A 20,915-nucleotide genomic window follows, 5' to 3' on the forward strand; every position below is an offset into this window, starting at 1 on the left:
TCATTATATTGATAGAGATAACTATGAAAATTTAAAGTAATAAATTCGTTTTTATGCCTTAGCCATTAATTGCATTAACTGTCTTGTCTCAACTAACGGCAAACCGACAACCGCGGAATAACTGCCATTAATCGACTCAACAAAACAGCCACCTAAGGCCTGAATGCCGTAAGCTCCAGCTTTGTCCATAGGCTCTTGTGTGGCAATGTAGGCTTCAATGTCGGCATCGCTAATATCACAGAAGGTGACATCGGTAACACATAATCGAGTAAAAGAGCGGATCCCATCAGTTACCGCCACCCCAGTCATCACTTGATGAGTATGCCCAGAAAGCTGTTGTAAAATCTGTTTTGCATCGGCAGCGTCATTTGGTTTGCCTAAAATCTTACCGTTTAACACCACAGAGGTGTCTGAACCTAACACTTTAGCGTGTGTGAATGGTGCCGCCAAAACCAGACCTGCCTGAGCTTTTTCTAACGCCAGGCGTACTACGTAATCCGCAGCGGATTCATCTTCAAAGGGGGTTTCATCAATATCAGGGGAAACTTGCTCAAAGGAAAAATGGGCAATTGAAAAACCAGCCTGGGCAAAAAGCTGCTTACGTCGAGGAGAAGTTGAAGCCAAAACCCAAGTCATTTAAATTGTACTCTCTTTAACAACACGCTGAATTTGTTAGATATCTCAATCTCAATCTTAATTTTTTACTAACGCACTTTATAACGACGACGTATGTTGCGTAAAAACCAGAATATCCACCACCAAATGATGAGGCTTGAGAAAGCTGGTAAAAACATATCAGTATTAAAAGGCGTGCCGCCAACAATGGCAAACTCAGTCCAATAAATGACTAAATGATAAATGCACACAAATACCGAGACTAAAATGGATTGCTGCCATCGTGGAAAATTACGTAATCGTTGAAAATGCAGTACCACAATGTAAATTGTTAAAGCAAATGCCAGTCCTCTTACCCCTAATGTCGCCCCTAAGAGCACATCTAGGATTACACCTAACAGCCAAGCTGTAAGAATACTGTATCGATGCGGTAAAGCTACCGCCCAATAAATCATCACCATCAGCAACCAATCGGGTCGCCATGCTGCAGCAATATGCGGTAATGGCATAATTTGGAACATCATACCAATGAATAGGGTAATCCAAACAACAAAACGGCCATTGGCTATGTGAGCACTCATTGACTCACCTCTTGAGTGGGTGGATTTTCAACGCTTGATACATCAGAAGGTGTATCGATTACAGGGGTATCTGTTGTTGTCAGCTCTGCTGGCAAGGTATTGTTTTCTGCTGCTTGGTTAACACCGGCGTCAGGCAAGATTGGAATGATAGGGTTATCGTCCACTTCATCTGGCCAAATCAATAATACATAACGGATACGGTCTAATGCGGCTAAGGGCTGGGCATTGATCACCGCATAGCTTTGGCCATCATCACGCGAAACTGACATGACTCGCGCAACCGGGTAACCTTCAGGGAAACGATCTCCTAAACCAGAGGTCACTAATAAATCACCGGCAATAATGTCGGTACTTTTGGCCACATGCCGCAGCTCAATGTCGTCAATATCGCCCGTTCCATTCGCAATGGCTCTTACATCATTACGTGTCACCCGCACAGGTATACCGTGGGTCGTGTCTGACACCAATAGTACCCGGCTGGTTAATTCACTGACCTCAACCACTTGACCCACTACGCCTTTGGCATCCACCACTGGCTGCCCCACATACACGCCTGTACGTTCGCCATGATTAAGCACCACAAGCTGACGAAAAGGGTCACTTGCAACCTCCATCACTTCGGCAACCACTTTACGCGAGTCCATGTGAACTGGTGACCCTAGTAGCGCTCTCAATCTTTCATTTTCTTGACGAAGATGCTCAAAGCGTTGCAAACGCTCAGACATCAATAGCTGTTGATCCATCAAAACTTTATTCTGTGCCGCTAGCATATTGCGGGTAGCAAATGCTTCAGCAGTCCAGTCAAGCATCACACCTGGAACATTGGCTAAATATTGCAATGGGCTTAATACAGAAGACAGGGATTGGCGAACGGGCTCGAGGCGATCGTTAGCAATAAACAACACCACCGACAATATAATTGCCAGTGTTAAGCGGAATTGATGAGAGATACCACGTACAAAAATTGGTTTCATATAAAATTACGCGGTGAGCTTGGAAGTCGTACTTGCCCATGGCAACCCACTAACAAACATCACCGCCTAATGGGTTGATTAGTTCTCCTCAGAGAACAAATCACCACCATGCATATCGATCATTTCTAATGCTTTACCACCGCCACGTGCAACACACGTTAATGGGTCATCAGCAACCATCACCGGAATGCCGGTTTCTTGCATTAATAAACGGTCTAGATCGCGCAATAATGCACCACCACCAGTTAACACCATGCCGCGCTCAGAAATATCTGACGCTAATTCAGGTGGAGACTGCTCTAAGGCCACCATCACCGCACTGACAATACCTGATAATGGCTCTTGCAGCGCTTCTAAGATTTCATTGCTGTTTAAGGTAAAGCTTCTTGGTACACCTTCAGCAAGGTTACGACCACGCACTTCAATCTCTAGCACTTCATCGCCAGGATAAGCGGTGCCAATGGTGTGCTTAATGCGTTCTGCTGTAGCTTCACCAATTAAGCTGCCGTAATTACGACGCACATAGTTGATAATGGCATCATCAAACTTATCACCACCGATACGCACAGATGATGAATACACCACACCGTTTAACGAGATAATCGCCACTTCGGTCGTACCGCCACCGATATCAACAACCATAGAACCTGTTGCTTCTGACACGGGTAAACCGGCACCAATCGCAGCAGCCATTGGCTCTTCGATTAGGTATACTTCACGCGCGCCTGCACCCATTGCTGATTCACGAATCGCACGACGTTCAACTTGCGTTGCTCCAACAGGAACACACACTAATACACGAGGGCTTGGGCGGAAAAAGCTATTGTTATGCACTTGCTTAATAAAGTGCTGTAACATTTTTTCTGTTACGTAAAAGTCTGCAATTACGCCGTCTTTCATAGGACGAATTGCTTGAATATTACCCGGTGTTCTACCAAGCATTTGCTTAGCTTCGGTACCCACTGCGGCCACTGATTTTGGGCCGTTACCATTTCGCTCACCACGAATAGCAACAACAGAGGGTTCGTTTAGCACGATACCTTCATCGCGAACATAAATAAGAGTGTTTGCCGTACCTAAATCGATCGATAGGTCGTTAGAAAAAATGCCGCGCAGCTTTTTGAACATGTATCAGGCCTGTATTCTGTGAAGTCAGAAGAAAGAAAAATCAGCTAACTTTATCAACCACACCCGCAATCTACAAGACCGGGAGGGTTAACAATTGCTAATCTGGCTATATTTTTTTAAAAACAGCTCATAAAACCCCAAAATCGTCGGTAGAAAAAACATTAACCCCAAACATATCTGATTAATTACGCACCTCTTGCCAATAAATAATCCGATCGTGGCCACGATATCGGCCAAAAAATGCACTTGCTTGTGGATTTACGAGTAAATTGGGCGAACTGGTATCATAGTTCCAGTACCACTGTAACCAGCTGTCAACGGCTAAAGGGGCTTTAACTTGGCCGCGGTACATTTGCACCGCAGTATTTTGCCAAAGTAATAACGTGTTTCCTGCTGACACTGTCGAACTATTACTTGTTCGAGTCACCATTTCAGCGCTGGCTTTGGCTGGTGTATAAATTTCAGTGCCAGTTAGACTACCATTGATTACGCTACAACTATCGCCAACATTGACAACCCACTGACTGCCATTCCAATATTGTGCATAGGTTGGCATACGTAATATTTCATTTTCAGGCCCGTAGGTATTGTCCATCAACATACGTCCATGACGCAGGTCTTGCGTCGATATTCGCTTAGCCGTACAGGTATTGGATGGTGTTGTGCAATTGCCTATCGTATCGGGGCGCATATCTGGATCGGCAACAAAAGCAATATTGGTGTCATTATCAAAAACCTGCACGCCGATATCTAACACACTAAAAGGTCCATCAACATCAGGCGCCGTTGTGCGAGCAAACTTGGCTCGATAACTTGCATCGACCGTTGCCACACCCGCCACCCATGAAGCAGCATTAACAGGCAAGCTACTCAGGCGATTTGATAGTTCAGTGCCATTATTACTATTTTCACCGACTAACTGCGCAGTACCTTTTGCAAAGCTATTTTGATAATTTTGGGTAACACTCGTAAAGGTATTAAAGGCGCTGATATTCATTGCCATAGGGAACGGTTGGTCCATATAGCTAAATAAACCACAGGCAGGTAATACACTCACGCCGCTAACCACAAACCGATCAGGAACAAACCTGCCAATGTTGGCAGATTGCGCGAGTGGTATATTATAAAAACTTGATCCTAAATAACTGGCAGGCGATTTGGCACTAAACTTAAATACCCCCACTTCACTAATGGATTGCGACACGGTATTGGTGTTGGTGATATTGGACACATGATTGTAGTCGGTATTAGAAATGACACCTGCCACACCACCTGAGGGCGCCACTAGACTACTGCCTAAACTGATGCCGCTATGAACATAGTTTGGAGTATTGAGATTATCACAATAATTCGTATCACCATCTACTTGCCATGCTTTACCTTGAATCAATAAGTTAAATGACTCACCCGCTTTTTTATACACGTTACAAGTACTATTACCAGCAGCACATTGAGCAGCTGCATCTTGCGGCGTAATACATAACCCTACCGGAAAACTCACAAAAGAATCATTACCGACCATGATTAACCCTTGCTCATCACCCGTGCCTGTATATCTTGCATCGAGTTGAAGCTGGCCAGCGTCCGGATAATTCACAGCAATGTTAGCTTTTCCTAGAGCATCGAAGGCAAGTGCTATGGTGGTTGCCGTAGCGCTGGTTTTGCCGATATTGGTGTTATTGACCGACACACTTTGCGCATTTATCGGCGCTGATGGGCTGGTGTATGTGCTCCAAAAAGCCACATTTTTAGACACATTGGCAAAGCTTGGAACACATTGCTTGGTGATGTCATCCTTTTTAACCGCGCTGACTACTATGTCTGTTGCTGGCTTATTCGCGAGTTTATCGGGCACATCAAAGATAAAGCCGCTATCGGCAAAATTAAGCGTACAGTTAGCTACAGATGCTGCACCACCAGCGATACGACACAAGGTTTGACTAAAAGGTTTCGCGCCTGGTGTTGAACCTGTCACGCCAACGGTTACCGGACCTGCAGTATTTCGGTTCAACTGAACGGTTGTAGAGCCACCACTGAAGCTAACCGTATTACCACCAACCCAACCTCCGCCACCAGCAACAGTGGCAGGGCTTAATGTCGCAGTAATAAAATCAGGCACAGTTTGAGTACAATCCGGATTAGCACAAGCTTTAAGGTTTAATGTTTCTGGGCCACAGGTCAATCCGCTGCCGCTGTGGGTATATTCAAAATGATCAATCACCACACCAATAGGCCGTGACTCTAATGCACAAATTTCAACATTATCGATTTCATGGTTGTTAGTGGCGCCACCCGTAGATCCTGTCAGCGATAATAAAAAGTCAGCGGGCACAGCCGCCTGAGTATTGATCGCAGCGGCATCAAACGCAGGAATGATTTCAACAAAACCGGAGCCAGTATTACGCTCAACTTTAACTATAGACTGACCGACAACTTTTGAGTCGACGGTGATGCGATATCGATGCGCCGGAGTCACATTATTATTATCTACCGTTGGCGCAAGGCAGTTGCCAGTCGTATTCGTGGTGCCATTATTACAAGAGCCTCGCAAATAAGGATAACCGCTGGTACCCGACCCCGAGCCCCTCACAGCAACAGATTGCTTACGGCGCCCAGGACCACTAGGACCACCTTCGGTTGAGAAGTTACCATACTCATCAATACCAAATCCTAGCCAACCACCAGCAAAACCATTGACATTCGAACGAGCACCATAACCTAGAGGGCCGCCATAAGCACCGGCTTGCGGAGTAACGGCTGCATCCGAAAGCACAAATGCGATTCCATCTGCACCACTGCCGCCATAAGCATAATGATCAAACTCAATTTCCACTAAATTGTTTGCTGCTGGAAATAAACGTTGATAGGTGGATGACGTCGCTTGATTCCCCCGCGCCTCTGTTACCCGTAAGCGATTGTTAACTATTGACGGAGTAAAACCACCACCACTGCTTGATACCACCCAATCATTACCAATATCGGTACGTTGGAAATCATCAGTAAAACATTGTTTAATTTTAGTTAGTCGCTCAATAGCAACAAAGCTATAATTTTCCCAAATATGACCACGGTCAGAGTCACGATACGTATCTTCGTCCACGACCATACTGACCAAACTATTGGTTAATTGACAACGCCGTAGCCACCCACCATCGCCACCATTACGGCTATTCTTACCAGCGACTAATACCGGGGGAACAGTAAATCCGATTAACGGTGTTGTGAAACCACATTGATAATTAAGGTCTTGTACTCCACCCACATTAAAGGTCTGAGTTTTACCAAAATGATAATTAGTATTCTCACCACCTAACACCATAGCACCACTACCCGATGCCACAGATAAATAACCTATCGTCTCATTCTGTATTTGCGTATTATTGAAATTTCCTGGCTGACATTGGTCATTATTACTTCTCACCTCGGAAGTATCTAACGCCAGTTCAACGCCTGTGGCGGTAAATTTGGAAGTACTGGTAAACCAGCAATTATTGTTACGAGTTTGCAGTTGATTCAATAACACATCTTGGCTGGCTGGTAAGACGACCTGGGTATAGGATGATTTAGAACCAAATATCGCCTGATTATAATTAACCGAACCCGCGATTAATTTGGTGCCATTAGATAAATCATGGGTCCCCGGAGTCACCGCAATCCAATGGATCTCAGGCATATTTGCCGATGGTACATAGCTACTTGGTGGAAAGTCTGGCACTAGCGGCTGCCAACTAAAGCCTGCTATGCTAACTGAGTTTGGCTTCACAAATACCGACGCCGGCCCATCGTTGTTGGTATTGTTTTTTGAAATTGTTGGCATTAAAAAGATGAGTGGCGTTGATCCCGCGGGAAAAGGATTATCAAAGACGATATTATTAGATGTCGCTTTTCCATATTGAATATGAAAAGGCGTAACCGGCTCTGGCGGAAGGTCACAATTCGGTATAACATCAATATTTGAAGCAGTTCCAGAAAAGGTTACATTTGAAGTACCTTTTAAACTAATTTTTAGTCCAGTGACAGCGCCTTCTAAATTAGCGCTACCTGAAATAGTAACATTTCCTTCTGCGACAACATAAGCTGTTAAGTTCGAAGCACCATTTAAGATGAAGTCACCATAGTTATACAACAAGAAGCGTTCAGCATCTTCACTTAACGTTATATTATTGTGAGTATAATTATTACCAATAAAGAAACTAACTGATCCTGAATCAGGAAAAACTAAATTTACTCCTGAATTTATAACTAGAGTTTCAATCCAATACTGTCCTGCTGCGAGCTTCAAAGTACCCGAACCTATATTCAAACTTTTTATCTTATATACCCCAGACTCACTTTCTGAAGTAAATTCAATACTTCGAGAATCTCCAAAATCCAGCTCTATATTTCGATACTCACCTTCTGGAATCTCTGTAGTGATATTTTCCCAAGGTGGCAATATATCAGTATAACTCGATGACTTACATTGCGAAAATTCAATCCTATCTGCCGGCAAAGAGACTATATATTTACCCTCTTTACAAACTTTTGCATTATCATTTGCAGGAATACAGCCCTTAAATTTTGAATCCCCTTCTTGAATGTAATTAAAGGTAGGAAGTTGGCCGTTAATTGGCGCATTTTTTATTGTTGCTGTATTTAAATTTATGATACCGTTTGGAGTGTAATTATTTACACCTTCTTTAAAAGTTTCACTCCAATCTGCATTTGCGGAATTCAATGAAAAAAAGAATAAAAACATCACCACAATCAGTTTAAAAATGAATGACAAATAATCTTGTTTTAACATACTAATCACCACGGGCTTCCACCTCTACTTGCCTTTGCACTCTTAAACAGTTGGTACTACTATCGATACCGCATCCGCCTGTTTCACAAATCGCTTTGCTATTTATTCGATACTGAGTAAGCGTACCCACAGTTGCACTACTGCAGGTAATATTGACTCGACAACCATGAAATCCAACTTCATTCACAGGTGGTATCCACGTCGCGCTAACATTGGTGCAAGAAGCTGCGCCTCCCGTCAACGGAAACAACTGCGCTAATGCTGCATCTGCACCACTATTTGCACTGTTTAAGGCTCTTGCCCCCCACACTTCCATAGAAATAGCTTCATCTCCATCAGCCACGATGCGAATCAAACTTGCGGCAAGCATAAACATCACAATCAGCACAAAAATACCAATAATGAGCGCGCTTCCTTGTTGTTTATATTTTATCGATGATTTAAGGAACATTGATCACCTGCACCTGATGCTGATATTTGAATGATTCGCCATTCACACTAAAGCGTGGCTCAACATGCACTATCGCATTTGTTATTAGGCTTGAAGGCGTTAACACGATTGCTGGCTCAACTTGCAAATTATTAATAATATTTTGCGCCATAATCACCCCATTTGCCATTATTGAGGGCGAAGGCTGCGCCGTGCGATAACCATAGTTCGCATAACGTTTTAAGTTTGACGTGCCATTGGGTTGTTTTTCAACACAATAGCTTATTGGCTGCGCCACTAAAAACAGGCGCTTTAGTGGCGAATCTTCAGTAAAGCGCACTGAGGCTGCTAAGGTGATGTTCACTTGATCAGCAATCGTGGCAACACTTGCAATCAAAAATCGTTTAGCAATACTGCCTGTTGGATTATAAATCTCAGTTGCTGTTAACGGGTAAATCATTGCCCATTGACCTGCTGCAATGGTTTGATTGGTTGCAATGGCACTAACAGCATTACTCGCTGGTGCAGGCGCTATCGGGGCGCTCACATAGGATGTACTTGCTGCAATAGGCACAAACTCAATGCATTGATAGCTTCCATCAACAGCCGTTATTAATCTTGTTGAGTTGGGCAAGGCACTACGAATATCTCTTGTCATGCGCTCAACACCAAAACGGCTTTGACTTAACACTTGATCCACCGCGCTAGACTCAACAAAAATACGTGTACCAAAAATCACAAAACTGCTAACACCCACCACAATAATGCCGAGGATAAGAATCACAGTGACCATTTCAACCAGCGTAAAACCTTGCGTTTGCTTACCACGTTTACCGTTCAAATATGGCATCAGTAATTACTCCTTACAGACTGGTAAGTAATGACTTCGCTGCTTGGGGTGGTAACCGCTACGGTAATGAGCTTAGCTGCCTGAGTGGTTGCATCAACATAGGTCACGCTAACATTTAGGTTAAAGTTTGTGTAAACAGCGGCATAGGTTTGGCTGGAATTGAACATAAATGAATTGATATTGAGTCCGTGATAATCATCGACATCATTATAATCATCACGTCCTTCACCATCAGGCCCTAAGGCTGATGAACATGGCACTAATGGAGTGCCAGTATTACACGCTGGCACGCCGCCATTGGGGTTAGTTTGTTGATCATAGCGTTTACCCCAAATCTCATTCATCACTGAATGCGCCAGCTCAGCTGAGCGCATTCGATATAGCGACTCAACCGACCTATCTGCTTGAGGGAAAAACATCGATGTCAGCATCACAATCGCGATACTGATCACCAGCATACCAACCACAAGTTCGATTAATGAAAAACCCAATTGCCCCCGAGCAACATCCATTGATTTTCGCTGATAACATAGAGTGTGCAGATTAGAGAGCATAAATATACCCCTCTGACTCAACGCCAACTTGCAAGGTTTCATCCGCATTAATATTGAAACACATCCCCGCACAACTGGGTGATAACATCCGCCCTAGACTGTCGAATGTAATAGTAAAAGATTGGCTAGCTGATGCAGTCAAACTCACTGATGCCCTGCCACTAAAAGCTTGGAAGGCTTCGGCACGAATTATGTTAGTACAGCTGTTACCTGCACGACCTGAATAATGGCGTAATTGATAGCCTGTAGGAGTGACGTTTACATCAAAGCATTGATCGGTGTTATTGAGCGCTCTTAATTGAGCCTGACGTAATTCTGAAATAAATTCATTGCGGAGCGAGTAAGCACTGTAACTGGAGTCAGAAAAAAAACGCGGTAAAACAACAACCGCAATAATGCCGATAAGAATAATAGTGGTAACAAGTTCAACTAAACTAAACCCATTTTGCTTTAATGATGAGCGATTAAAATTCATGTCACCCTTTTATTAATTCATCGTAATCTTGGCGGTTAACTCCTGATAGTATGGCAAATTTTTTTACGCTTTGTCTGCCTATTTGTTGCTTTTTATTGGGGCGTTATGGCATTCAATCCATAAAACAAAGGCGCTTCAACCTCGATTAGGATTAATATATAGCATCGCTAAGCCAAATCACTGTGGTTGATATGCATCGAAAGCGAGATATTGCACCTAAACGCGCGATGTTGACATTTTGTAGTTGAATTAACACCAAGATAAGTGCGTACAAACTGATAGGAGTCAATCAGACCTCAATCTCAGCAAGCTGAAATCTGCTTAAATAATGTTCTACGGCCAACAATTTGCGGATGAAGTAATCTTGAAGGTGCAGCCCTTCATACTAGCGCAGCTGGATAACAGCTAAACAATTAGTGCCCAAGGTATTTAAAGGTTTAAACAAAAACAAAAAAGGCTTGTTCCCAAGCCTTTAATGCATAGCTCTGTTAACAATCTTCAGGTTCAGGAAATGCTTTAGCGGACAATACGGGTAAATCGTAAGTGTAAGTTGGCAATAACCCTTCGCCAGCGGCGGCTTTATAAATGAAATAGCATTTTTCTGGTGCGCCATTTTGGCTAATTTTTACTTCCCCAGCAACGCTTTCATCTAATACCCACTCTGCGCTAGAAATGTCGGTTGCAGCAACGATATCATCTTTTTGAGCCGTAATATAACCGTAGGCAATATTGACATCAGTTGTGGCATCAATGGCAATTGAGGTACTGTCGGTTTTCTCTACTCCAGCCAAGGCCGCTTTTGAATACACTAAGGTATTTGCCCCTTGAATAGCCGCCTTTACGCCTTGCAAAGTTGACACTCTGGCATCCCCTTGCAAATTAATAAATTTAGGCGCGGCAGTTACCGCTAAAATGCCAAGAATAATAATCACTACTACTAATTCAATTAAAGTAAAGCCTTGTTGCTTTTGCATAAATACGACCTGTAGGACACAATAAAATAAAGGGGGCTATGACAAACTATGACATCCCTAATCTGGCGCCATTAAGCACTTAGCAAACCGTCATCACAGCTAGCCTAGCTGGTTAACTAAGCCATACCCCATGTAAGTGGCAAATTATCGCATTTCGTCAATTTTCTGTCTCGTCGCCTAGCGTAACACTTTGTATCAAATCATTTTAAAACAAATGCTTAACAATAATTTGTTGATAAATTTAAATGATTTTATTGTGATTAGAATTTTTATTGCGAAGGATGATCATAGGAAAGAAATTGATGTTAGCGGTAAAAACAACTCAAATCAAAAACAAAAAAGCCTGCAAAAATGCAGGCTTTTTGTGTCAATAAAATCTAACTCATTAACAGTTAGCTGGATCAGACTCTAACGCATATGTAGGTTGTGAAGTTGCATTAGTGGCTTCTGTGTATACTAAAGTGCAGTCTGCTGGAGCACCCGCTTGCCAAATAGTAGCGGTACCATCATCGACAAAAATTGTCCAATCTGCACCGTTATCAGTAGCTATTGTAGGATCGGCTGCACTTGTGCCAACATTAAAGGTCACTTCAACTGCATTTTCAAGTTCTGTTTGTAGCCCTTGTAAATAACCATAATGCGTAACCGCATCTGTGCCAGTACCAATATCAACTGCAGGAGCAGGCGTAGCATTTTTAGCTTTCTTTTCTTCACCGGCCAAAGCGGCTTTAGAATAAACTAAAGTATTTGAACCTTGAATTGCCGCTTTCATTCCTGCCAAAGCAGACACGCGCGCATCGCCTTGCAGATTGATGAACTTAGGCGCTGCGGTTACCGCTAAAATACCCAGAATAATGATCACAACCACTAATTCAATTAGGGTAAAGCCTTGTTGTTTTTGCATAATTTTTTGCATAAAAACCTCTTAAAAGTAAATCTAGAACCGTTAACTGTTGTTATATTTGATTATATTCAATAACACAACAGTAAAATGAATTAGTTGTTAGTGAAAGACAACACTTGTCCTGTACCTGGGTTATAAGTCACACCCTTAGCACCACTTGTGGTTAAGTCAGGCGCCGGAGTGGCGATTCCTGAAGTCTGATCGACAGTCAACGATGCAATTTGATGGTAAACACACAAATCGATACCGGTTACATTTGTGCCATTGATACTGATCGCAGAACCACCGACATTATCTAACACTCTGACAGTATAACGCTGATTGCGTGCATCTTGAGTATAAAGTACGTTACGAGGTGCACTTTGCAATACACTGTTGAATACTTCCTGACATGTCTGGTCTGTCATAGAGGTAACGTCGGTATTCGTCACACCTGTTGGGAAACCAAAACGAGTATCTAACGAGACACTGGTGCCATCTAATATCACCGAGGTATTACGCCGACCGTCAACTTCCCATTGGGCTCTAACAAAACCAACGGCTGTGGCTAAACCACCGGAAACACCATCTACACTGGCATTTTCAGCATCGTCAGTCACGTTTAAAAAACGTGGAATCGCGGTAGCGGCAAGTAAACCGAGGATCACAATAACTATCACCAACTCGATTAAAGAAAAGCCTTTTTGATTCAACTTCATAAGTTATTCACTCTTTCAATTGTCCCACTATTTCAACTGAAAATTAGCATCGCACTAATTTTCGTATATATCTACTGATATTAGCAGCTTATTGGTATTTGCTAAAATTAATTTAGCCTTTTGTGCTATCACCCTGGAAAAAAAGTATCCTTCCCGTAGAGAATTGATAACTGATACTGGTGGAGTCTTCTGCTAAATAACGACAAACATGGGTATCGGCATCATAACTTACAGCAATATCATTAAGTTGTGTGGCGAGTAATTGATACCATAAGCGCTCACATCCCATGACATCTAAACTATTAATCACCGGCCAGCCTTTATTTGACAAGCTAATCCAGTTACCTGTTGCCACTAACTGAGTATCGAATTCATCTTTTGCTTGTAACGGCGCCATATTTAGCGATTCTGCCTGACTTACTTCATATTCCTCTGCTTGGCTATTTGTGAGCACATCTGGCGCCATACTCTTCCAATTCAGCAGCAACTGCTTGGGTCTGCCTGTAGATAGCCACTGGCTTTTTATCATAGCAGTGATATTAAGCAGTCGATTATGTTCAAGAGCTAAACTTTTGCCCGTCATGCTGGGAATTGAATTTAAATGCCTAAACCCCAGTGTTGCCAGAATTAATAACAAAACGCCGATGGCGATCATCCGACCATAAACCTTGATGAGATCACCCTCTGCCTGTTGTTGCTTCAGCATAATGGGGCCATAAGGCATAATGTGTGCAACAACCTAGCCCTTAACCACATTCAACATATCCCACATTGGTAAATAAATACCTAAAGCCAAAATCAGCACAATACAGGCCACAAAGCCAATTAAAATCGGCTCTAACTTTGCGGTAAGATTTTTTAAATCGTAGTCGACTTCACCCTCGTAAAAGTCAGCCGCATCGGTTAACAGTTGATCTATTTGGCCAGTTTCTTCACCTACAGCCACCATTTGTAAAACCAATGGCGTAAACAATTTACTTTGATTAGACACCCGTAACATTGACTCGCCAGATTCAATGCCGCGACGCATGCCAACAATTTTGTCATGCATGTATGCATTATCGACAGCATCCGCCACTAAACTTAATGCCTGTGTCATGGGTACGCCTGCACTCAACATCATAGAAAAACTACGGCAATAACGTGACAGTGTTGAGCGCTCAATAATTGAACCAACAGCTGGGATATGTAATTTCCAGCGATCCCAGGTCTTTTCACCTTTCTCACTATGCAGCCAATAACGGATCCCCACAATCATGCCAACAAGCCCCACCAGCATATGCGGCCAAAAATTAACAAAAAGATCTGAGGTAGCAATCAAAATTTTAGTGGCCCAGGGAAGCTCCGCACCAAAGCGGGAAAACATTGCGGCAAACTTTGGGATCACCATTATATTCAAAATGACCATGGCAATGGCGATGGCAATCAACACAAAAATAGGGTATCGCATAGCCGACTTAATCCGACGGCGGGTTTCTTGTTCCCGTTCGATATAACCAGACAACTGAATAAAAGCATCTTCCAATTTACCGGTATTCTCTCCCACATGAACCATAGAGATAAATAACGAATCAAACACGTCTGGGTGTTGGTTCATTGCCGATGATAAAGGTCTGCCCGCAGTTAGCTGGGTTGAAATATCATCTAGCGCTTGTTTCATTCTGACTGAATGGGTGGTTTCAGATAAACCCGCAATGGCACGAAGAATAGGAATACCTGAGCGCGTTAAAGAATACATTTGGCGGCTAAATATCTGTAATTCTTCCAACGACACTTTACTGCCTAACAAACTGCCCAATGAAAAGGTTCTTGTCGGTTTAACTTCTCTCAATTCAAGCGGAATAATGCCACGGCTCATCAAGGCATCTGCAGCGGAGTTTTCATTCGCTGATTCTAATTGCGCAGTCACAGCCTGACCTTGCGCATTTCGACCTCGATAATAATAAATGGGCATAGTTACGCCTCAATTACTTGTTGGTTTATCACATCTTGTGATAACGGAATAGAAGATTCAGTGACATCTTCTACCAGTCTAGACACTTCTTCAATGGTTGTGGTGCCCTGAAACAGATATTCCATCGCCGATTTGGCTAATGGCACAAAATTAGGGCTTTTTAAGGCTGCACGGGCAAAGTCTTGCGGATTGCCGGTACGCATTGCATCAATCATGCTTTCATCAAGCTCTAATATTTCAAAAATACCAATTCGGCCACGATAACCTGAACCGTTACAACTTTGACAACCCGTCCCCACTTTAAAGGTGGCCTGAGAAAAGTCTTCTTTTGAAACGCTTTTTAGCCAGCTGGTTTCGGCTGCAGTTAATTGATAATCGACATTACAGTTATGACAAACACGGCGAACAAGACGCTGCGCGATGATCACGCGTAGAGCACTGGCAACCAGATAACTGGCTGCGCCCATATCAAGCAAACGAAGTGCGCTGGTTACCGCATCGTTGGTGTGCAAAGTCGATAATACAAAGTGACCGGTTAATGCGCCTCGTAAACCAATCTCTACCGTTTCTTGGTCGCGCATTTCCCCCACCATGATAATGTCGGGGTCTTGACGCAAGGTCGTGCGTAAAACATTGGAAAAGTTTAAGCCAATTTTATGGTTTACTTGCACTTGGTTGATACGAGGCAATTGATATTCAACTGGATCTTCGACAGTAATAATTTTACGGTCAGCGGTATTTAACTCACTCAAAATTCCATACAAGGTGGTGGTTTTTCCGCTACCTGTTGGCCCTGTGACGAGCAGCATGCCATGGGGACGTTTAATCTGCTTCCGAATACGCGCGACGATATGCGGCGGCATGCCGGTTTCATCTAAAGTACGTAAGCCCGCGGTTTGGTCTAACAGACGCATTACCACTGACTCACCATGGTAAATCGGCATCGTCGACATACGCACATCTACTTTATGGCCTTTGACTTCAATATGAAAACGGCCATCCTGAGGTAAACGCTTTTCTGAAATATCTAAACCGGACATTAACTTCAAGCGTAATACCAAAGCCGAGGCAATATTGACCTCGTTTAAGGTATTTTCATGCAATTGGCCATCAACACGTTGTCTGATACGTAAAACTTTTTCACCGGGTTCGATATGAATATCCGATGCGCGCATTTGTACCGCATCTTCAAAAATAGATTGCAATAACTTAACAACGGTTGTTTCGTTATCACTGTCACCTTGGGTCAAATTCGCCAAATCAAACATGTCGTCTGCGGCGTATTCTTCTTCTAATTTTCCGGCAATTTGAGCAATTTGATCAGTACGGCGGTACAAGTTATCAAAAGCGTCTAATAATTGCTGCTCTGGGGCAACGGCAATTCTTAATTGCTTGGGCGCGACGAGCACTTCTAAATTATCAATAGCCTGAAGGTCTGCTGGATCACTCATGGCCACCAGTACACTATCGTTATCGCTTTCAACCACTAAGGCGCGATGTCTGCGCGCCTGCACCTCAGGTAATATATTGACTACCTCTGGGGTAATTGGACGACGGCTAATGTCCAGAAATGGCAAATTTAGCTGTTGAGATAAAAACTTCAGTAACTGATTTTCACTGATACTGTTTAAATCAATTAGCGTACGACCCAGTTTTTTACCGGTATTACGCTGTTCAGACAATGCCTGCTGCAGTTGTACTTCTGAAATAATCTGTTCTTGAACTAAAAGATCACCTAAACGCATCTTTAACTTGGGTTTCATTGGTTTTCTCCTAGTTGTACTAAACGCTGCTTCACAAACTCAGTCGCGCTATTTGATAAGCCTGGGTAATTTAATGCTGAACGATAAGCTGCAGCGGCTTTAATGTATTCCTGCTGAGAATCTAGCGCGTAAGCCAGTCCCATCCACCACCTCGCTTGAGTCGATTCTATTTTTAACAGTGAACGATAAGCGGCTTCAGACACACTGAACTGGGCGGCTTTTTGCGCAATATCGCCTTGATATACCCATTTATCTCTGGCGAACTCACTATTATCATCAATATAACTTAATGAAATTAACGCCGAGTTATATTCTTGCAGTGCATTTTCTATGTTGGCTTTCATTAAATAAAACTCCCAATGTGTTGGGAACATGCCAATGCCGCTTTCTAATAGTTGTAATGCTGTGTCGGCATTGTTGCGGCCATAATAAATATTTGCCAATTGCTTTCGGGCACTGTGCAAGCTTGGGTCTAAAATAATAGTGTCTAAATATAAACTCGCAGCGTCATCAAGACGTTTGTCATTTTCTGCTGTTTGCGCTTTTTTAAATTGAACTTGAGCAAGTTGTTTTTTAGTCAGCTTAACTTCAGTCACTGTCATGCTGCTATTTACCTTGCCATCCTCTGAGCGCGAATGTACAACAGGTTTTACTTCTTTTGTATCTTCTGCGCTAACCGGAGTATTCTTAACAGGCTCCACTGCATTTTTAGCAACCGATTGAACCTCTGACTCAGACGTATTTAACTGAGTATTATGTGCGTTTTCGGACGTCACGGTCACCTTGCTATCCGTTTTAGGTGCGACAACCTGGTTATCATTTAGCTGAGAAATGGCTGATGACGCTGTATCGCCATTCAAAGTAACTTGTATCTGTTGCTCGTCGGCGACCTCAGCATTATGACTCATTGATAAATCAGCATCTTGAGAAGCTAACATGCTATTTTCTGCTGAAACCGTCTGTGGTGTGACGTATGCTGGTGCGTTCGATTCTTTGGGAGTCTTTGCTGCCACAACCTTATCATCTAATAATGGCTGCGATGATGGGGAGGTGTTATTCACAACCCGATTAGCTTGATTAAATAGACTAAAGCCAATCCATGTCATTGCCAGTAAGACCAAGAATGCTAGCCAGACTAAACGTGATTTTTTAGGTTTAGCTACCTGACTTGTAAATTCGAGTGTAGGTCGAATAAATTGGTTAGTTTCAGCCTTAGATGTGCCATCTTCATTCTGCTGACGTTGCTCTAAATCTTGCAGCATTTTATTTATAACACTCATAACCACTCACCTACTTGAGCAAACCAATGACTGCAACATGCTGCCGAACTTAATTGCATTACAGCAAAAATGCTTAGTGTAAAGCCAAGGAGAACCAGTAACCATTTCAGCGATATAAAGCTTGGCTTGTTAATAGGTTCACTTGTATCGTCTGTGTCATTTATGGCGGCTTGGCAATGCGCTATTGAGACGTTTTTAGCGCCCTCACCAAAGGCAAGTAACAATGTTTTGTGGGCTAAGATATTCACCAAACGCGGAATACCTCGGGCTGCATTTGCAATAAATTTCGATTCTTTAACATTGAAAATGGCTTTGCCTTGAAAGCCTGCAATGGTTAATCTGTGATTCATATAAGCGTGTACTTCATCCCAATTTAACGGCCTGAGATGATAACTAAAGGTAATACGCTGTCTAAGTTGACGTAACTTAGCTTGCTGTAACCTTTCATCTAATTCTTGTTGTCCAAATAACACTACCTGCAACAATTTACGGCTTTCGGTTTCCAGGTTGGTGAATAATCGTAATGCCTCTAGACTGTCGTCGGGCAGAGCTTGGGCCTCATCAATCACCAGCACCACTTGAAAACCTTGCTCGTTCAACGCCAATAGTCGCTCATGTATCAGACGAGTTAATTGTTGCTGATCAAGCCTTTCTTCAACATCAATGCCAAGATCAGCTGCAACAGCCCAACGTAATTCTGCTGGAGTTAAGTAGGGGTTAGGAATATAAGCACATTGAAAATGAGACGGTAACTCGTTAAGCAACTTGCGACAGACTAAGGTTTTACCTGTGCCTACCTCACCGGTGACCTTAATAAAACCTTCGCCAGTTTCAAGAGCCATTTGCAATACCTGCAACGCTTCTACATGCGGCGTTAACCCGAAAAAAAATCCAGTATTAGGCGTCAGTGTAAAAGGCAGCTGCCGTAAACCAAAGTGTTGCAAATACATAACTGCTAAGTTCCTTCAGCAATCTTACTGTTGCTGGGTAGGATACCAACGCTCAATCAAGTCTTGTGAGCGCTTTAGCTCATTCTTCCATGTGTCCTCACCCACCACTGTCGGTTTTAACATGATAATTAACTCAGTTTTTCTATTCGAACGACTGCGATTAGTAAATGCCTCACCAATAAAAGGAATGTCGCCAAGCAGTGGGACTTTTGAAACGATTTCGAAGTTATCACTCTTCATCAAACCACCTATCACCACAACATCACCAGATGCTGCTTTAATAACAGTATCAGACTCACGAATTTCACTTTGAGCTAATGGTAGCTCGAGGGTTGAATCACTAATTTTTATTAATTTAGTTTGCTCTTTTACATCAATGACTGAAGGGTGAACATGCAGTAAAACATTGCCATATTCATCTATTTGCGGTGTCACATCTAAGGCGATACCAGAGAAAAATGGGGTCAATTCAACCTGCGGAGTGGTTACAGGGGTTGTACCTGCTACCGTGGTCGATGACACATCGGTCACAAAGTATTCGTCGTTGCCGACTTTAATTACCGCTTTTTGATTATTGGATGCTGTCACCCTTGGACTTGATAGCACATCGACATCACCTTGCGTATCTAGCAAGCTGATCATAGTGGTAAAGTCAGTACCTTTAACGTTAATAGACGTCACGCCGCCTATAACACTGGTAATCTGATTACTCAGCCCCTGGCCTGCGCCTGTACCAAAATCAATATTAGTATTGCCTATATGGCCTACCACACTCTCCCACTGAATTCCTTGTTGATACGCATCAGATAAAGTGACCTCAATAATTTTTGCTTCCAGAATAACTTGGCGATGCAGGTGTGACTCCGCCTTTTCAATAAAGTAGCGCACTTGACGAAGTTCATTTGGGAAAGCGCGGATAGTGACTAAACCGGCTTGCGGGGTTACAACAACCTGACGACCGCCCCCAGTATCACCAATAATAGCGGTTAAGGTTTCTTTTAACTCACCCCAAAAATCCGTTTTGGTTTTAGAGCGAATGAAAGTGCCATTAGTGTTGTCGCTACCATTGTTATTACTATCGCTATTATTGTTATTGCTTGAATTATTGTTATTCGAATTCGAGTTACTGTTGCTGTTGCTGTTCGAATTCGAGTTACTGTTGTTATCAGAAATGCGTCCAGAACTAACCGATGTTAATGATAACCCCTCTCGCTCCATATACAGATAATTCAATGAGAATGTTTCAGTGCGCATACCGGCAGGAAATATGCGTAATACACGCCCTTCGCGGCTTACCTCGTAGCCATAAATATCTTCCACAACTTGGATAGCTTCCCCTAAGGTGACACTTTTTAGTGACAACGAAATGGTGCCCTGCACTTCAGGGTGCACCGCGACACTCAATGGTGTGCCTTCGACTAATGAAGGGAAAAACACCCGCGCATCCACATTATGCGCTGACACATCAAAACGTCGTTCAGCAGGCAAAGGAGACATACCTGCTCCCATACTATTTTGACTATTTAATTCACGTTGTACATCCGCAGGCATCATCGCTGGCGGGGGCGTTACCGCTTTAGGCGCCTGCGCCTGAACTAAAGATTCATTAATCGCGCTTTTTGAATCTTTCGGATCTGGACGATTAGTCGTTTGGCATGCCATCAAACTTAGCATCAACAGAGGGGTAATATAGTTAATCGTTTTCATTGTAGTTATTGTCCTATCTCTGTGTTACCGACTGGAATAAATGGAGTTTACGGCCATCAGACAAGCTCACTTGGCTTTTACCAATCGACACAATCCGCACACCTTGTACTGTATCGCCCACTTTCATAATTTTGTTATTGATTACCGCATAGGATGATGCGCCATTAATGACACTATTGAGAACCAAACTTTGTTGTGTATTTGTCACAGCCTCACTTTGATAAGTGTTGCTCGGCAATGTGGGATCTCGTAGCGACTGTCCATGCGCAGCAAAAACCAGCGTCATGGAAAG

At 43.0% G+C, this 20,915-nt stretch carries 19 protein-coding genes; all 19 read right to left on the reverse strand.

What is annotated here, in order from left to right; translation table 11 throughout:
* Positions 1 to 51: 51 nt before the first annotated feature.
* Positions 52 to 636, reverse strand: coding sequence for a nucleoside triphosphate pyrophosphatase (locus ORI98_RS14725; protein WP_261299004.1), 585 nt, complete (start codon positions 634 to 636; stop codon positions 52 to 54).
* Positions 637 to 704: 68 nt separating this feature from the next.
* Positions 705 to 1,196, reverse strand: coding sequence for a rod shape-determining protein MreD (mreD, locus tag ORI98_RS14730; RefSeq protein WP_306135732.1), 492 nt, complete (start codon positions 1,194 to 1,196; stop codon positions 705 to 707).
* Positions 1,193 to 2,170: a rod shape-determining protein MreC gene (gene mreC, locus ORI98_RS14735; RefSeq protein WP_261299006.1), complete on the reverse strand. Its 978-nt coding sequence runs from the start codon at positions 2,168 to 2,170 to the stop codon at positions 1,193 to 1,195. The genes mreD and mreC overlap by 4 nt, the downstream gene beginning before the upstream one ends.
* Before the next feature lie 78 nt (positions 2,171 to 2,248).
* Positions 2,249 to 3,298: a rod shape-determining protein gene (locus ORI98_RS14740; protein ID WP_261299007.1), complete on the reverse strand. Its 1,050-nt coding sequence runs from the start codon at positions 3,296 to 3,298 to the stop codon at positions 2,249 to 2,251.
* A 181-nt stretch (positions 3,299 to 3,479) separates the two neighbouring features.
* Positions 3,480 to 8,084 (reverse strand): DUF6701 domain-containing protein, encoded by a 4,605-nt coding sequence (locus ORI98_RS14745; protein WP_306135733.1) that lies wholly within the window; start codon positions 8,082 to 8,084, stop codon positions 3,480 to 3,482.
* Position 8,085: 1 nt separating this feature from the next.
* Positions 8,086 to 8,535, reverse strand: a complete 450-nt coding sequence (locus tag ORI98_RS14750) for an MSHA biogenesis protein MshP (RefSeq protein ID WP_306135734.1) — start codon at positions 8,533 to 8,535, stop codon at positions 8,086 to 8,088.
* On the reverse strand, positions 8,525 to 9,364 hold the full coding sequence (locus ORI98_RS14755) for a PilW family protein (RefSeq protein WP_306135735.1): 840 nt from the start codon (positions 9,362 to 9,364) through the stop codon (positions 8,525 to 8,527). The genes ORI98_RS14750 and ORI98_RS14755 overlap by 11 nt, the downstream gene beginning before the upstream one ends.
* Positions 9,364 to 9,918, reverse strand: a complete 555-nt coding sequence (locus tag ORI98_RS14760) for a prepilin-type N-terminal cleavage/methylation domain-containing protein (RefSeq protein WP_261299011.1) — start codon at positions 9,916 to 9,918, stop codon at positions 9,364 to 9,366. Before ORI98_RS14760 ends, ORI98_RS14755 begins: the two co-directional genes overlap by 1 nt.
* Positions 9,908 to 10,393: a type II secretion system protein gene (locus ORI98_RS14765; protein ID WP_306135736.1), complete on the reverse strand. Its 486-nt coding sequence runs from the start codon at positions 10,391 to 10,393 to the stop codon at positions 9,908 to 9,910. The genes ORI98_RS14760 and ORI98_RS14765 overlap by 11 nt, the downstream gene beginning before the upstream one ends.
* 488 nt (positions 10,394 to 10,881) lie before the next feature.
* Positions 10,882 to 11,367 carry a prepilin-type N-terminal cleavage/methylation domain-containing protein gene (locus tag ORI98_RS14770; RefSeq protein WP_261299013.1) on the reverse strand — a complete coding sequence of 162 codons (486 nt, stop codon included), beginning with the start codon at positions 11,365 to 11,367 and terminating at the stop codon, positions 10,882 to 10,884.
* A 385-nt stretch (positions 11,368 to 11,752) separates the two neighbouring features.
* Entirely contained in the window at positions 11,753 to 12,271 is a 519-nt protein-coding gene (locus ORI98_RS14775) for a type II secretion system protein (protein WP_306135771.1), read from the reverse strand.
* A gap of 92 nt (positions 12,272 to 12,363) precedes the next feature.
* A complete protein-coding gene (locus ORI98_RS14780; protein WP_306135737.1) occupies positions 12,364 to 12,969 on the reverse strand; it encodes a prepilin-type N-terminal cleavage/methylation domain-containing protein in 606 nt (201 codons plus the stop codon).
* Positions 12,970 to 13,081: 112 nt separating this feature from the next.
* Positions 13,082 to 13,675 (reverse strand): hypothetical protein, encoded by a 594-nt coding sequence (locus ORI98_RS14785; RefSeq protein ID WP_306135738.1) that lies wholly within the window; start codon positions 13,673 to 13,675, stop codon positions 13,082 to 13,084.
* A gap of 33 nt (positions 13,676 to 13,708) precedes the next feature.
* Positions 13,709 to 14,923: a type II secretion system F family protein gene (locus ORI98_RS14790; protein WP_306135739.1), complete on the reverse strand. Its 1,215-nt coding sequence runs from the start codon at positions 14,921 to 14,923 to the stop codon at positions 13,709 to 13,711.
* A gap of 2 nt (positions 14,924 to 14,925) precedes the next feature.
* Complete coding sequence (locus tag ORI98_RS14795; protein WP_306135740.1) at positions 14,926 to 16,686, reverse strand: GspE/PulE family protein; 1,761 nt, start codon at positions 16,684 to 16,686, stop codon at positions 14,926 to 14,928.
* Positions 16,683 to 17,966, reverse strand: coding sequence for a lipopolysaccharide assembly protein LapB (locus ORI98_RS14800; protein WP_306135741.1), 1,284 nt, complete (start codon positions 17,964 to 17,966; stop codon positions 16,683 to 16,685). Before ORI98_RS14800 ends, ORI98_RS14795 begins: the two co-directional genes overlap by 4 nt.
* The gene (locus tag ORI98_RS14805; RefSeq protein WP_306135742.1) at positions 17,963 to 18,916 is read right to left on the reverse strand and encodes an ExeA family protein; all 954 of its coding nucleotides are present in this window, start codon (positions 18,914 to 18,916) and stop codon (positions 17,963 to 17,965) included. Before ORI98_RS14805 ends, ORI98_RS14800 begins: the two co-directional genes overlap by 4 nt.
* Before the next feature lie 24 nt (positions 18,917 to 18,940).
* Entirely contained in the window at positions 18,941 to 20,623 is a 1,683-nt protein-coding gene (gene mshL / locus ORI98_RS14810; RefSeq protein ID WP_306135743.1) for a pilus (MSHA type) biogenesis protein MshL, read from the reverse strand.
* Positions 20,624 to 20,636: 13 nt separating this feature from the next.
* Positions 20,637 to 20,909: an MSHA biogenesis protein MshK gene (locus ORI98_RS14815; protein WP_306135744.1), complete on the reverse strand. Its 273-nt coding sequence runs from the start codon at positions 20,907 to 20,909 to the stop codon at positions 20,637 to 20,639.
* Between the last annotated feature and the right edge of the window lie 6 nt (positions 20,910 to 20,915).

The sequence above is a fragment of the Shewanella sp. ULN5 genome, from assembly GCF_030731885.1.
In the GTDB taxonomy this organism is placed as follows: Bacteria; Pseudomonadota; Gammaproteobacteria; order Enterobacterales; family Shewanellaceae; genus Shewanella; species Shewanella holmiensis.